Below are 14628 nucleotides of genomic sequence, written 5' to 3' on the forward strand. Positions count from 1 at the left end.
CTATGGAATTTAACGATGTAATACACGGGCACAGATCTATCCGAGAATATGAAGATAGGGAAGTAAGTCAAGAACTCTTGGATCAAATATTAGATGCCGGCATTCGTGCCTCTTCAAGTGGCAATATGCAATCTTATTCCATTGTTGTCACAAAAGACAAAGAACTTAAGAAAAAATTATACACCGCACATATGGACCAATCGATGGTAGTGGATGCACCGATCCTATTAACCTTTTGTGCTGATTTTAATCGAATGAGAAAATGGCTATCGCTGAATGATGCACCTGTACAATTTGATAATTTCATGAGCTTTATGATTGGTGCCATTGATGCGACGTTGGCAGCACAAAACTGTGCTTTAGCAGCAGAAAGTGCAGGTCTGGGCATTTGCTACATGGGCTCAACGCTAGCCAATTGCGATCAAATTGGGGAACTGCTAAACTTACCATCCAATGTCGTACCCGTTGTGGGTTATTCATTAGGGTATCCTGCAGAAAACCCTGCTCCACGTGACCGACTGCCAAGACATGGACTTGTTCACTATGACCAATACCGTGATTACTCGAATGAAGAAATTCTAGAAATCTATAAAGAGAGAGATGAAAAGGGCTGGAAACGTTACATGGACGTCCCTAGGCTGAAGGAAATGACAGAACGTTTAGGATTAAAGAATCTCGCTCAAATTTATACCATTGCCAAATATACGAAAGAATCACATCATGAATATTCACAGACCGTTCTGAAATACCTAGAGAGCCAGAATTTCATGAAAAATGAGTAATACATATTAACCTATAGAGTGGGATTGATGTAACCAATCCCACCCTAGGAGTTCACCATTAACTTATTTGTTCTATGTTTTATGACTTGACTAGAAATGAGGATTTAGTTTATTCTAAACATTCATGCTTCCCGAATTGTAGTGAGAGGTGGCCAGTGAATCGAATGAGTGCCAAAGATCAAGTGACTGTCCGTGACCATAAAGACTATCAAGCAGAAATAGAGCGCCTAGAGTTTACAAAAGAATACATACGAACGGTTTTAGACATTTCGAAGGGGAATAAAGAATTTTTCGTTGAAAATATGAAACAATCTTTTGCCGAACTGAATTCGCGTGATAGCAGTACGAGTTACACGGATCTTCTTGCGAATGCCAGTTTTCTGGAATTAGCTGCAAGTGAACTGAAAAGGTTAGAAAGCGTAATTGGCAAGCCTTATTTTTCAAGGATTGACTTTACAAGTCACTCTACGAACAAGGAAGAAGTTTTATACATAGGCAAAGTATCCTTGTTTGATCGCGTGACACAGCAGCCCATTATCGTGGATTGGAGGTCTCCGATTGCTAATGTCTACTATGACGGACGGCTGGGAGAGGTGTCCTATGATGCATTTGGGGAGGAACAATCAGGTTACCTATCCTTAAAGAGGCAGTATGACATCGTCGAGGGACTATTAAAAGACATTAGAGACATTGATCTTACCACCCACGATGAACTTTTACAGAAATCCTTGTCTGGAAAAGCAGACAATCGATTAACAGAAATCGTGGCAACGATTCAAAATGAGCAAAATGAAGTGATTCGAGCATCTCTGAAGCACCCGATTATCGTACAAGGTGCCGCAGGAAGCGGAAAAACAACCATCGCACTCCATAGAATATCCTACTTTCTCTATTCCTTTGGATTTCAATTTCCTCCAGAAAAATTAATGATTCTCGCACCAAACCGACTGTTTATTGATTATATATCAGCCGTCTTACCTGAATTAGGGGTCAACAAGATCAATCAAACCACCTATATCGATTTTATGAGGAGTTGCTTGGGCCAGAAAATTAAGCTGTTTTCCCCGAACTCTAAGCTGATGAAGCTTCTTGAAAATAACGAAAAAAATAAACCGATTCAATGGGTTTCTACCTATAAAGGTTCACTCGAATTTAAGGAAGTAATCGAGCTATATGTAAAAGAATTGCAATATAGACTTGCCCCACAAGAAGATTTTGGCGTGGAAAATTCCGTTCTGATGAAGGGACTTAAACTAAAAAAACTTTTTCTAAAAGAATATACGTACTTACCAATCTATAAAAGGATTGGAAAGATAAAGAACCTATTAGAAGAAGATTTGAAAAAGAAGAAATCGCTGATGTTATCGAATCTTAATAAAAAATATGAAGAGGCACTAGAGAAAGCCCTTTATAACACGAAGCTGAGTCCTGAAAAAAGAAAGCAGAAAGTTGTTTCCTTAATGGAAATGAAGGAAAAACGAAAAAAGAGGGTGGAGCAGGAGGCAAAGTTCGCAGTAAAAAAATATTTGGATGCGTTTGTTATGAAAGATATTTTCACCTTGTATAAGGAACTAATGTCTTCTCCTGAAAAGATTAAAGAGCATTCGACTACTCTTTCAGAACAAGAATGTAAGCTTCTGAGTAAATATTGTCAGCGAATCTTTAATCGTGGTGCCTACGAGCTGGAAGATTTAGCTCCACTATTTCTCATGAAGGCAAAACTGGAAGGCATCGATGAAAAATATAAAATGCGTAGTATTTTCATTGATGAAGCGCAGGATTACAGCTATTTTCAATTTGCCGCATTAAAAGAAGGATTTGAGACCGATTTGTTCACCATTGTGGGAGATTTAGCACAAGGAATCCATTCCTATCGCGGCTTAAATAGCTGGGAACCCTTATTAGAAGAAATTTTCCCGAATGCGAATTATCAAGCCTTACAAAAAAGCTACAGAACAACCGTCGAAATTATGAATCTGGCAAACGATATCTTGATGTTGATTGACCAAGACTTGCCAAAGGTTGTACCAGTTATTCGACATGGTGACAAACCACGCTTTCAAAGGATTGATCCTGCGAATCTAGAGCAGGTGAGGCTGCAGTTAGAACAAGATATTTCTTCATTTAAAAAGGAAGAGCTACACTCGATCGCGATGATTGGCCGTACCGAAAGAGATTGTCAAAAAATTCATCAGCTTTTTGAAGAAAGTCATCTTCCGATTCAATTGTTAGAGGAAAAAGAAGAAATGAAGAAGGGACATATCGTAATTTTACCTTCTTATCTATCAAAAGGGTTAGAGTTTGATGCTGTTTTGCTCGTATGCTTGGTAGAGCCATATTCACAAGTTGAACTGGACATCAAATTGTTGTACGTATCGATGACCAGGCCGATGCATCGGTTGTATTTATATGGGAAAGACCAGGCGGACTTTTTATTAAATAGAGCGGATACTGTGAATTTCAATGCTTAAAAGACGTGGGAATGGTTTCCTACGTCCTTCTTTTTGCTTTTCCCAAATATTTATGTTCCCATAGAAATGAATCCGTTCATGATGCGGACAGAGTCATTCTTTTTTACAATTTTGTGAAAACGTATGCAATAATGTTTGGTAAACCAGTGAAAATGATATAATTGTTATAATCCTTTCCACAAATCCACAAAAATCTCCAGGATTCTTCATCGTCTGCTAAATTCAATCACAACCAATTTTCAAATTATCCCATTTATAAACTGTAATTTTCTATTTTAAAGGTGATGCAAAGAAATTAGAAAATGATAATCACAAACGAACAAAATCCCTTATAGAATATATCCTCAAAAATATCAATTTCGAAACTCTCTATTTAGTTTATAAAATTCTCTTTGTGAACCCCTTATCGTCCACTCTATTTAACTAATTCCAGTGATTTAAGTAAAAAATATATATTTGAGGTGTTTCATATGGCATCAATTATGCAAAATCGCTCATGTCCAAAATGTGGAGGAATAGCCATTGAAGATGATTATTATAAGATAGGCGAGCTTTACATCTATTGTTATTGCTGCGGATACTATTTTATCCGTAAGCAGGAATTTTATGAAAAAGAGGAAAATAGGGTTCATTACAAGGAAGAAGAAGGTGGTGGATTCGGGATCTTTCTTTTGGCAAAAAAGGATGGAACGCAATCATTATTTCCTTTAGAAGCGCCGCTAACTGATGAAAAACTCGGTGAATATAAAGAAAAGTTAGATAATGACGAGGTTGATATTGAAAATAGCTACTTAGTATCATATATTGAGGGAATATTTACTATTTTGTTTGGGGATGTCCTAGAAAAATATCGAATCTCATATGAGGAATACCAAAAGAAAGGATATATTAATATTATCACTTTATAAAATAGAAAATTAATGCCATGTTACACTGTGCTAGGACATATTATTTCACAATGGTAAATATAAACGGAGGTTTTATTTAATGAAAGAAAAGTTAGATAAAATTCTTATAGAGATAATAGACACGAAGAAGAGGCTAGGAAATTTGGAAACTGGCCAGAATGACATAACTAATGTAATGGCGGTAGTAAAATCAGGCTTGATGGATAATACAAAAGAAATCTCAGAATTAAAATCAGGCTTGATGGATAATACAAAAGAAATCTCAGAATTAAAATCAGGACTAATGGAAAATACAAAAGAAATCTCAGAATTAAAATCAGGACTAATGGAAAATACAAAAGAAATCTCAGAGTTAAAATCAGGGTTGATGGAAAATACAAAGGAAATTTCAGAGTTAAAATCAGGCCTAATGGAAAATACAAAAGAAATCTCAGAGTTAAAGTCAGGCCTTTTGGAAAATACAAATGAAATATCAGAACTAAAATTTGGCCAAGATGAATTAATCTTAGATACGACAAAAGTAAAATCAGATTTAAAGGAATTAACCACGGACATGACTGAAGTAAAGTCTAGCCAAAAGGAACTGTCTGGGCGTATGGAAAACCTAGAAACGGGGCAGTCAGAAATAAAAGATCTGATAAAACACACAACTACGTTAATGACAGAGAATTTCACTTACATTAGTAGAGATATGAAATCACTAGCCACTGACTTTAATTCTGATGTTGAACTTTTATTTAAAGAAGTGGCTGATGTAAAGCGAAAAGTGAATAAACTCGAACAAAGATAAGGTAGGAAGGATTTTTTAAAAATGAAACAGGCATGGGTCGGAAGTAACAACTCATGCCTGTTTTAATATGTAAACAAAAAGTTCCTAAAATGTTCACAAATCAATGAATCCATGTTACTATTAGAAAGGTTTATAGAGGATGGAAAGTTCATTGATGTAAGTTAATAATAAATTGACTGTATATCCTGTTCTTCCATTGTGTCTGTAGCGGGATGGATTGCTAGTATAAAAAATGCTCAGTTATCAGCCCATTGTAAAACGGTCCATGCATGGCATGGGAACCGATTTATGGTGGGCTTTTTTGCGTTTTCTCACAAAATGCAGAAGGCAAAGAGACCGGCAATTGTCCCATTGTTTAAACAAAAGGTTTTTATATTCAACAAATTGGAGGAAAAAATATGGCGTTTCATAGTTCTCAGCGCATCGCGGAATTAGCGGTGGATGCTGGTGCAAAAAAGGCAACGATGAACCCTTTTCATGCACTTTTATTAGGATTTCTAGGAGGAGCATTTATTTCCTTTGGTTTCTTATTAGACATTCGTGTCATTGCCAATTTACCGCAGCAATGGGGTTCCTTTAGCTCGCTTTTAGGAGGAGCGGTTTTCCCAGTCGGTCTCATGTTAATCATTATTGCAGGTGGCGAATTGTTAACAGGAAATATGATGGCTCTTCCGATTGCTGTTCTAGCAAAGCGTGCGACACTAGCACAACTAGGTAAGAATTGGCTGCTAGTATTAATTAGTAACTTTATTGGTGCGATCTTTGTCGCGTATTTCTTTGGTCACATCGTTGGCTTAACGGAAACAGGTCCATTTTTAACCAAAACTGTCGCTATAGCAGAGACGAAGATTGATGAAACATTTATGAAGACCTTAATTTCTGCTATTGGCTGTAACTGGCTCGTTTGTTTAGGCGTTTGGCTTGCCTATGGCGCAGATGATATCGGTGGAAAAATACTTGCAATTTGGTTTCCTATTATGGCGTTTGTCGCAATCGGTTTTCAGCACGTGGTGGCAAACATGTTTGTCATCCCGGCAGCGATTTTTGCGGGGCAGGTCACATGGGCGGATTATATCTCTAACTTTATTCCGGTCGTGATTGGAAACGCAATTGGCGGCGGTGTGTTTGTAGCCTTGATTTATTGGACTGTACACAAGGATTCCCTACAATCATCAGCTAAAGCAAGATCAACTATCAAGAAAGCTAGTTGATTTGGAAGTTTAATAGATTTCTTTGTTTTTTACCAAGGAGGACTTACAGTGAGCGAAAAAGTGAATGTTCTTATCAACGGAACAGCACATGAAGTGGAAAAAGGAACACGTATTTTAGATTATTTACTAAAACAGGAAATGGAGCATCCACACATATGCTATTCTGAGGTTCTTGGACCGGTACAGAGCTGTGATACGTGTATGTGTGAAGTCAACGGCAGCATTATGCGTGCCTGTTCCACTGTGGTCGAGGATGGCATGGACATATTGACTTCTTCTGAGCTTGCAAAAGAAGCCCAAGAGGAAGCCATGGACCGTATTCTTGAAAACCATCTATTATATTGCACCGTATGTGACAATAACAATGGAAATTGTCGTGTACATAATACGGCAGAAATGATGGGAGTAGAACACCAAACACGCCCACATCGCTCAAAGGGCTATGAAGTAGACATGTCTCACCCGTTTTATCGCTACGACCCTGATCAATGTATTTTGTGTGGCCGCTGTGTAGAAACATGTCAGGATCTTCAAGTGAATGAAACGCTAACCATCAACTGGGAAACGGGTCAGCCCCGTGTCTTATGGGACGGAGGAAAAAGCATTAACGAATCCTCTTGCGTATCCTGCGGTCAATGTGTGACCGTTTGTCCTTGTAACGCATTAATGGAAAAATCGATGCTTGGAAATGCAGGATTTATGACAAGTATTTCCGATGACTTGCTTACACCAATGATTGACATTGTTAAAGCAGTAGAGCCTGATTATCAAACCATCATGGCCGTGTCAGAAATAGAAGCAGCCATGCGTGAAGAGCGAATCGAGAAGACAAAAACTGTTTGTACTTTCTGCGGGGTAGGTTGTTCATTTGAAGTATGGACAAAAGACCGTGAAATTCTTAAAATTGAACCATCTGAAAATGCTCCTGTTAACAGTGTTTCCACCTGTGTTAAAGGGAAATTCGGATGGGATTTTGTTAATTCACAAGAACGAATTACCACACCATTAATTCGAAAAGGTGATGTGTTTGTGGAAGCAAGCTGGGACGAGGCTCTTTCACTTGTTGCAGAAAAGCTCGGTGGTATCAAAGATAACTATGGCAGCGATGCGATTGGTTTTATTTCGTCATCTAAAATTACGAACGAGGAAAACTACCTGATTCAAAAGGTGGCTCGTCAAGTATTCGGAACCAATAATGTAGACAACTGCTCTCGTTATTGCCAATCACCAGCTTCATGGGGATTACAGCAAACCGGAGGCATCGGAGGCGACTCTGGAACGATTCAGGATATTGCTGGTGCAGGACTAGTTATGCTCGTAGGTTGCGCACCTGCAGAAGGACATCCTGTTCTTGCCACTCGTATTAAACGTGCGCAAAAACTTCATGGACAAAAATTAATCACCGTGGACGTGCGCAGACATGAAATGGGTGACCGTGCAGACCTGTTCGTTCGTCCAAAACAAGGAACGGACTATGTATGGCTTTCCGCTATTACGAAGTATATCATTGACCAAGGCTGGCACGATGTGAAATTTATCACAGATCATGTCAATCACTATGATGAATTTTTGAAAATGATGGAGCCTTATAGTTTAGAAGAGGCAGAGAAGATAACGGGTATTACGAAAGAAACATTAGTCCAAATGGCTGAAATGATCCGTGATGCAGATGGAACAGTCATTTGTTGGGGAATGGGTGTCACGCAAAATATCGCAGGCTCACATACATCAGTTGCGATTGCCAACCTGCTTCTTGCAACAGGCAACATGATGCGTCCGAATGCTGGTGCTTATCCGTTACGTGGACATAACAATGTGCAAGGTGCAGCTGACATGGGAACAATGCCAAATATCTTCCCTGGCTATCAATCAGTAACTAATGTAGAAATCCGTGAAAAATTTGAGAAGGCGTATGGTGTGAGTATCTCTCCAAATCCTGGTCTTGATAATATTGAAATGCTCGGAGCTGTCGATAGAGGCGAGATGAAGGCGATGTACATCGCTGGGGAGGATATGGCATGGGTCGATGCGGATTCAAATCATACTCAGGCGATGCTTGCGAAGTTAGATTTCCTTGTCGTACAAGAAATCTTCTTAACAACAACCGCTCAATTTGCCGATGTTATTTTACCTGGCGCTCCTTCGCTTGAAAAAGATGGAACGTTCACCAATACCGAGCGTCGAGTGCAGCGTTTATACCAAGCATTACAGCCGCTAGGTGATAGTAAACCAGACTGGTGGATTCTTACCCAGCTCGCGAAAAAGATGGGCTTTGATTGGGATTATACCCATCCAAGTGAGATTTTTGCCGAAATGGCAAGCTTAACACCGTTCTTTAGCCAGTGTAACTATGATGTTCTTGAAGGATGGAACAGCTTCCACTGGGGATCTCTTGATGGATCAAACACGCCGCTTCTTTTCCAAGACGGCTTTAATTTCCCTGATAAAAAAGCTCGCTTCGGTTTGTTTGATTATGTGCCGCCTATGGAGTTTCCGCAGGAATTCGATCTCGCGTTGGATAATGGACGTCTGTTGGAGCACTTCCATGAAGGAAACTTAACACAGAAATCAGAGGGACTGAACTACAAATTTCCGAAAGTGTTTGTAGAATTATCACCGGAACTTGCGAAGGAACGTGGTGTAAAAGACGGTTCACTTGTACGTCTTGTATCACCGTACGGAGCGATTAGACTGCCTGTTCTTGTAACTGATCGTGTGGAAGGAAAAACGGTTTATGTGCCAATGCATTCGTCAAGCCACGAGAGTGCGGTAAACCTTCTGACTGGTGGGGCAGTAGATGTCGTGACACATACACCAGCGTACAAACAAACGAAAGTACGGATGGAAGTACTTGAACTGAATGGTGAAAATCCACTTCCAAGGTATAATCCACGAAATGCCACTCGTACACCGCAAATGGGTCTTGAAATCTACCGCAAGTGGGAACGCGGCGATTACACACCGATTGCAGATGTAAACGAGCATATTAACCCTGGTTTCTATGACAGGAGGAATGCGTAATGGCACAACCGATTAAAGTCATTCAAAAGACAGAACTGACAGAAGAACAAAAGAAAATGCAATCCCTGGAGAATCTTCTCTCCGGGGTTGCGGAAAATAAAGATTCACTGCTCGAGACATTGAATCTGCTCCAGGAGTTACACGATAGCGGGATCTTGGACGCTTTTGGAAGTCTTCTAAAAGCCAAGGAGAAAGCAGCAAAAATTGCGGTCGGTCAGTTTACACGCCAGCCTGTTACAAACATGATCAATAATGCGATGGCTGCGGGCGGTATTTTAACGGAGCTAGATCCAGAAACTACAAGTAAGCTTGCCAAAAGCTTAACGGCCGGTTTGAAAAAAGCTGAGCAGGGATTAAAAGAGGATTCAAAGATTGGGATCTTTGATTTAATGAAGGCCTTAAAGGATCCTGATATTAATCGTGTCTTAGGGTTTGGATTTAACCTGTTAAAAGGTATGGGTGAAGGCTTAAAAGAGTAAGATGAAAGACAAAATACAAACCCATTCGTTAAAGTAATGAATGGGTTTCCTCTTTAGAATTAAACTATGTGGTATGGATAGGGAGGACAGTCAATGCCAAAGAATCTGGAGCATCAATTTAGTATGCTTGTTCGCGAAATTAGAAAAGAATATGTCGGCAATGGTCCGAAAGAAATCACCACCAAATTTATCGGTTCTTGGGCAATCAGTGAAATGAAAGGGAACCTGACAAATGTGGAGAAGTTTATGATTACTTCCGAACATGGCGAACAGATGGTCCATGAGACGAGAACGCGATTTGTAAAGGAAATCTATAAAAAGCCAGAGGTTCTTATACGGTTTGAAAACCTGATGGGGGCAAACGTAGTACGGTTATTTTCTGATATTAATATTAAAGAAGATATTGCCATGACTGTATTCGTTTTTGACCAGCCGATTGAGGGTAAGTAACTAGGAGTGAAAAAGTATGGATCAGCCAATGAAACTGGAAAGCAATATATGGCGGTATGAGGACGGGGCCATACAAAAAGTAACGGATACTATCGTTACGGAATATCCGATTACCATTGTTCTGAATGACCAAGAATTCGCAACACTTGTTTGCAGCCCTGAGCACATAGAAGAACTAGTGTTTGGCTTTTTGGCGTCAGAGGGGATTATCAGAAGTATTACAGAAATTAAAGAACTGACGATTATAGAAGCGACTGGCCGTGCCATTGTAAAAACGCACAAGGTCAACAAACTAAACGAATTGTTCCATTCGAAACGAGTAGTCACATCCTGCTGTGGAAAAAGCCGTCAAAGCTTTTATTTTTATAATGATGCTAGAACCGTTAAACCACTGGAAAACGTAGATGCGACGATTTCTATTGACCAATGCTTTCATTTAATGCGACAAATGCAAGAGTCGTCTGTAATCTTTCAGGATACAGGGGGCGTTCACAATGCTGCCCTTTGTGACACGAATGGCATCATCGTAGATAGAACGGACATAGGACGACACAATGCCCTGGATAAAATTTACGGTCATTGCTTGCAGAATTCAATTTCTCTTTCAGACAAAATTATTGTTTTTAGTGGTCGTATTTCCTCTGAGGTATTACTAAAAGTAGCTAAAATAGGCTGCGGTATTGTTTTGTCAAAATCAGCTCCAACCGAATTGGCCCTCAGGCTGGCGGAAGAGCTTCAGATTACGACCGTTGGTTTTCTTCGCAATCATTCTTTAAATATTTATACAAGACCGGATCGGATTGAGGTTCATGGGGTTCAATCACTTACTTAATGAAGTGCCGTTTCAGCATTGGAGCGGTGCTTTTTTATATCATAATAATTATTGGAACAGATCTATAAAAAGAAAATCAACGAAAAATTTCCTCATTGGGGTCTATCGTTTTCACTATGAAAATGGTAGAATACGGTAGGTTCATTCGGTTTTTTAGGATTGATAAATCTAGATAAGGAGGGAACCTACTATTGTCCAAATTCTTCTTTCATTTTTTTAGAAAAGAAACGAGTCACCCGATCACGCTGGATCATTTAAGGCCGTTTTTAGCCAAACATCGCCTTAGCGTCCTCGTTTTTTATTTTTTCTTATTTAATTTATTTCTAAGTTTAATGTTTGCAATTCTCTTTAAAAACTTCGAACCTCCACAACACAGCTTAAAGTTCTGGTGGTATTATACCTTTATGTACTTTCTAGGCGGAAGTGTCCCCGGTAAAGAAGTCATACTTACTTCAAATTATAGTTATATTCTTTATGGAATTGGAAAGATCCTCTCCATGCTGCTTCCATCTTTATTTTTCGGTTTAATTGTATTTAAAGTGTTCATACCACCTAAAATCATTACGTTTAAAAAGAAATGTAATATTTTTATGAATGATTCTAATCAACCCGTTCTAGCGATCCGTTTTTACAGCTCTACAAAATTACGATTAATTAATATCGATTTAAAAGTCACCGCACGTTTCACGAAATTACGGGAAGACCAAAAAACGCATTTTATAAAAAATGTGGATTTAAACCTAAAAAATAATAGCTGGAAATTAGCTGTGACACACGTTCCTTTTACCATCTATATACCTTTAGAAGAATCCGATTTTAATTACGGAACGAAAGAAATTACTCATATTCAAGGAAAAGATTTTACTGACTGTACGCTTTTAGTTTCACTTAATGGGAAATGTCCAGATTTGAACAGTGAATTTCAACAATTCCATAATTACAAGATTCCAAACGATTTAGATTGGAGCCGGTTTAACGATATTGATTCAAAGGATTACAATATTAAATCTGTCAGCTGGGATGGTTGGTCAGATTTTGATATGTAGGAGGTTTTAAAATGACCGACCATTATATTTTTGGTTACGGCTCTTTAGTGGACGAACAGCAACTTGAAGTGTATTTAGATCAGAATGAAATCAAAGAAGAGGTTATTCAGTTTTGCCGATTACGTAAATACAAACGCACGTGGAATGTCGCAATGGCCAACTCTGAAAATCTGCAAGGCTACAAGTATTATATAGATAAAGAAACAGGAGAACGCCCGGATGTATTCGTAACCTATCTAAATATTAAAAAAGACGATACCTGTTCAATTTTTGGAGTTTTATTTAAAGTGAATGTGGACGTTCTTGAACAACTTGACCTACGAGAGCGTAATTATGAACGTGTGGAAGTAACTGATTGTGTTGAGGTTCCAGTTAACGGGAAAGCATGGGCATACATTGGATTAAAAGAAGCGGAGCAAAGGTTTGAATATGGACTCAAACACGACAAAGCCGTGATCGCATTGGATTATTTAAATCTGGTAGAAAAAGCCTTTTTAACACATGGGAATGATTGTTTGGAAGATTATCGAATGACAACAGACACTCCAAATATTCCTAAAAGAGATCTGAAAAGAATAAAAATTAAGGATGGACATTCATGAAGTATGGGTGGATTATCAACAAGAGGAAAGTAGCCGAAAGACCTACTTTTCCTCACTATCAGAAATGGATTGCTGAGGAAGCCGAAAAACACCATTTTAAAATAGACATTTTATTTATTGAGGAAATCTCCATCCAGTTCATCAACGGGAAGGGCTATGTATTTGTTAATGGTGAAAGGGTCACTCTTCCAGACTTTGTTTTATTTCGTGCCTATGATTTTCATTTCGTTCGATTTTTGGAATCTGAGAACATCCCAACGTTTAATACGGCAGAATCACAAGAGTTGTCTCTTAATAAATGGAGAACACATCAAACTTTATCTCAATATCAGATTCCTCAACCGCTGTGCATGTATTATTGCTCCGTTGACCATTCTAATTTTGAACAGTTGAAACAGTCATTCGGCTTACCTTTTATTGCCAAGGAATCAAGTGGCGCACAAGGAAAAGAAGTCTACCTCATAGAGAATGAGACAGATTTTCTTTTGATAAAGGAATCGGCAAAAGAAAGCGGGCAGGAATGGTTTTACCAAGAATTTGTCAAGTCGAGCTTTGGTAGAGATGTTAGGATATATGTAGTAGGAGATAAAATTCTAGGCTCATTTCTCAGGACTTCTGATATAGATTTCCGATCGAATATTTCACTGGGGGCAACGGCAACTCCGATCGATCTGGATGATCAGACAAAAGACATGGTACTCAAGGTGACTCGAACAATTGGCCTCAGTATAGCAGGTGTAGACCTTTTATTTGGAGAAATGGGGTTTGTTTTCAACGAGATCAATGCAAACCCCGCAATCTCTTCGTTATTAAAATCAGACGTTAATTTTTATGGTGAAATTTTTCAATTTATTACAAGGAAGCTGCATGTGAGACAACCGCTGTAAACATGTAAAAAAAGATATTTAAATTCGTGTGATTGAATTTAAGTTTTGAGTGGAGAATAAATGGATATTGAACAGATTAATAAACAAAGTGAACAATACATAACGAACCAGTTTGAACCTGGTGATCCCCATGTTTTTTTGCAGGGTTCTCTCCCCATCATGATATCAGCACCACATACGGTCAGTCAGATGAGAAACGGGAAGGCCAAGAAATCGGAATCATATACAGGAGTGATGGCATCATTACTTCATAAAAATGAAGGTTTTCATGCTATCATCAAAACGAGAAATTTACAAGATGATGCTAACTTTGATCGGAACAGTTTATATAGAGATGACTTGATTGCCTATATCAATCGTCATTCGATTAAACTCCTAATTGATTTACATGTCATGCATGCATCAAAAGCAAATATATTAGAGATTGCTACTGGAAATGGGAAAAATATACACGGGCAATGGGAACTGATCAACGAGATGACAACCATAGCCATGAATCATGGCATTACGAATATTGGGATTGATCATAAGTTCCGTGCCTTAAACCCAAACTGCGTTTCTGCTCATATCGCAAATCAATGTCAGATTCCAACCCTTCAAGTGGAAATGAATTGGGGGTATATTAAAACTAGTAAAGAGAATCATCAAGGTTTTATGACCGTTTATGAGTTTTTAAAAAATATGAGTGACCTTGTCACGAAAGAAATCGCTTATGAAAAAATAAATGAACCGTCTATAATAAGTAGATAATTATGACACCATTGAATGTACTAGAATATGGAGGAAAAACAAATGAAATTCCCAAATGATGCAGATGGAGAAGCATTGCAAAGTCTATACAAAGATGGAGTGAATTTTAAGAAACCTCAATCTGTCGAATTTTTTGTAGCTGTGCCGGATCAAGCCACCGGTGAAAAATTATCGCAAGTACTTAAAGGAGAAGGCTACAATTGTTTCTTAGAACAAGACGATGAAACGGATGAGTGGGCATGTAGTTGTTCTAAAAGAATGGTATTAAATTATAATCAAATAGTTAAGATCCAAAAGGAATTAGATATTTTAAGTAAACCATATGGTGGTTATTCCGATGGGTGGGGCGTTTTTGTAGATTAAAAAGCAGGAAAATAGATGTATGTTAAAAAGGCGAAC

General features: G+C 38.5%; 14 protein-coding genes. All 14 read left to right on the top strand.

The genetic code is table 11. From position 1 onward, the window contains the following. Window positions 1-2: 2 nt before the first annotated feature. The 14 genes from AC3A54_RS05435 to AC3A54_RS05500 all read left to right on the top strand — a co-directional run bounded on the left by AC3A54_RS05435 (window position 3) and on the right by AC3A54_RS05500 (window position 14592). The gene (locus AC3A54_RS05435; protein ID WP_487653632.1) at window positions 3-782 is read left to right on the top strand and encodes a nitroreductase family protein; all 780 of its coding nucleotides are present in this window, start codon (window positions 3-5) and stop codon (window positions 780-782) included. 164 nt (window positions 783-946) lie between these two features. Next, window positions 947-3253 (top strand): RNA polymerase recycling motor HelD, encoded by a 2307-nt coding sequence (gene helD / locus AC3A54_RS05440; RefSeq protein WP_487653633.1) that lies wholly within the window; start codon window positions 947-949, stop codon window positions 3251-3253. 470 nt (window positions 3254-3723) lie between these two features. Next, window positions 3724-4161 (top strand): hypothetical protein, encoded by a 438-nt coding sequence (locus tag AC3A54_RS05445; RefSeq protein WP_487653634.1) that lies wholly within the window; start codon window positions 3724-3726, stop codon window positions 4159-4161. A gap of 79 nt (window positions 4162-4240) precedes the next feature. Next, window positions 4241-4951, top strand: coding sequence for a hypothetical protein (locus AC3A54_RS05450; protein WP_487653635.1), 711 nt, complete (start codon window positions 4241-4243; stop codon window positions 4949-4951). A 398-nt stretch (window positions 4952-5349) separates the two neighbouring features. Beyond that, a complete protein-coding gene (locus AC3A54_RS05455) occupies window positions 5350-6162 on the top strand; it encodes a formate/nitrite transporter family protein (RefSeq protein ID WP_487653636.1) in 813 nt (270 codons plus the stop codon). 48 nt (window positions 6163-6210) lie between these two features. Further along, the gene (gene fdhF, locus AC3A54_RS05460) at window positions 6211-9183 is read left to right on the top strand and encodes a formate dehydrogenase subunit alpha (RefSeq protein ID WP_487653637.1); all 2973 of its coding nucleotides are present in this window, start codon (window positions 6211-6213) and stop codon (window positions 9181-9183) included. Then, window positions 9183-9662: a helical membrane plugin domain-containing protein gene (locus tag AC3A54_RS05465; RefSeq protein WP_487653638.1), complete on the top strand. Its 480-nt coding sequence runs from the start codon at window positions 9183-9185 to the stop codon at window positions 9660-9662. The genes fdhF and AC3A54_RS05465 overlap by 1 nt, the downstream gene beginning before the upstream one ends. 93 nt (window positions 9663-9755) lie before the next feature. Further along, window positions 9756-10112, top strand: coding sequence for a Na-translocating system protein MpsC family protein (locus AC3A54_RS05470; RefSeq protein ID WP_309863247.1), 357 nt, complete (start codon window positions 9756-9758; stop codon window positions 10110-10112). 16 nt (window positions 10113-10128) lie between these two features. Further along, window positions 10129-10944, top strand: a complete 816-nt coding sequence (gene fdhD / locus AC3A54_RS05475; protein ID WP_487653639.1) for a formate dehydrogenase accessory sulfurtransferase FdhD — start codon at window positions 10129-10131, stop codon at window positions 10942-10944. A 191-nt stretch (window positions 10945-11135) separates the two neighbouring features. Beyond that, window positions 11136-11990, top strand: coding sequence for a hypothetical protein (locus AC3A54_RS05480; protein WP_487653640.1), 855 nt, complete (start codon window positions 11136-11138; stop codon window positions 11988-11990). Between the two features lie 11 nt (window positions 11991-12001). Next, window positions 12002-12592 carry a gamma-glutamylcyclotransferase family protein gene (locus AC3A54_RS05485; protein WP_487653641.1) on the top strand — a complete coding sequence of 197 codons (591 nt, stop codon included), beginning with the start codon at window positions 12002-12004 and terminating at the stop codon, window positions 12590-12592. Further along, window positions 12589-13479, top strand: a complete 891-nt coding sequence (locus AC3A54_RS05490; protein WP_487653642.1) for an ATP-grasp domain-containing protein — start codon at window positions 12589-12591, stop codon at window positions 13477-13479. Before AC3A54_RS05485 ends, AC3A54_RS05490 begins: the two co-directional genes overlap by 4 nt. A 60-nt stretch (window positions 13480-13539) precedes the next feature. Next, window positions 13540-14229: a hypothetical protein gene (locus tag AC3A54_RS05495; RefSeq protein WP_487653643.1), complete on the top strand. Its 690-nt coding sequence runs from the start codon at window positions 13540-13542 to the stop codon at window positions 14227-14229. Window positions 14230-14271: 42 nt separating this feature from the next. Continuing rightward, window positions 14272-14592: a ribonuclease E inhibitor RraB gene (locus tag AC3A54_RS05500; RefSeq protein ID WP_487653644.1), complete on the top strand. Its 321-nt coding sequence runs from the start codon at window positions 14272-14274 to the stop codon at window positions 14590-14592. Window positions 14593-14628: the final 36 nt, after the last annotated feature.

The sequence above is a fragment of the Neobacillus sp. Soil_C_43 genome, assembly GCF_057656715.1.

Coding starts and splice junctions, on each gene's coding strand:
- AC3A54_RS05435 (WP_487653632.1), top strand. CDS start 3: ATGGAATTTAACGATGTAATACACGGGCACAGATCTATCCGAGAATAT.
- helD (WP_487653633.1), top strand. CDS start 947: ATGAGTGCCAAAGATCAAGTGACTGTCCGTGACCATAAAGACTATCAA.
- AC3A54_RS05445 (WP_487653634.1), top strand. CDS start 3,724: ATGGCATCAATTATGCAAAATCGCTCATGTCCAAAATGTGGAGGAATA.
- AC3A54_RS05450 (WP_487653635.1), top strand. CDS start 4,241: ATGAAAGAAAAGTTAGATAAAATTCTTATAGAGATAATAGACACGAAG.
- AC3A54_RS05455 (WP_487653636.1), top strand. CDS start 5,350: ATGGCGTTTCATAGTTCTCAGCGCATCGCGGAATTAGCGGTGGATGCT.
- AC3A54_RS05465 (WP_487653638.1), top strand. CDS start 9,183: ATGGCACAACCGATTAAAGTCATTCAAAAGACAGAACTGACAGAAGAA.
- AC3A54_RS05470 (WP_309863247.1), top strand. CDS start 9,756: ATGCCAAAGAATCTGGAGCATCAATTTAGTATGCTTGTTCGCGAAATT.
- fdhD (WP_487653639.1), top strand. CDS start 10,129: ATGGATCAGCCAATGAAACTGGAAAGCAATATATGGCGGTATGAGGAC.
- AC3A54_RS05485 (WP_487653641.1), top strand. CDS start 12,002: ATGACCGACCATTATATTTTTGGTTACGGCTCTTTAGTGGACGAACAG.
- AC3A54_RS05490 (WP_487653642.1), top strand. CDS start 12,589: ATGAAGTATGGGTGGATTATCAACAAGAGGAAAGTAGCCGAAAGACCT.
- AC3A54_RS05495 (WP_487653643.1), top strand. CDS start 13,540: ATGGATATTGAACAGATTAATAAACAAAGTGAACAATACATAACGAAC.
- AC3A54_RS05500 (WP_487653644.1), top strand. CDS start 14,272: ATGAAATTCCCAAATGATGCAGATGGAGAAGCATTGCAAAGTCTATAC.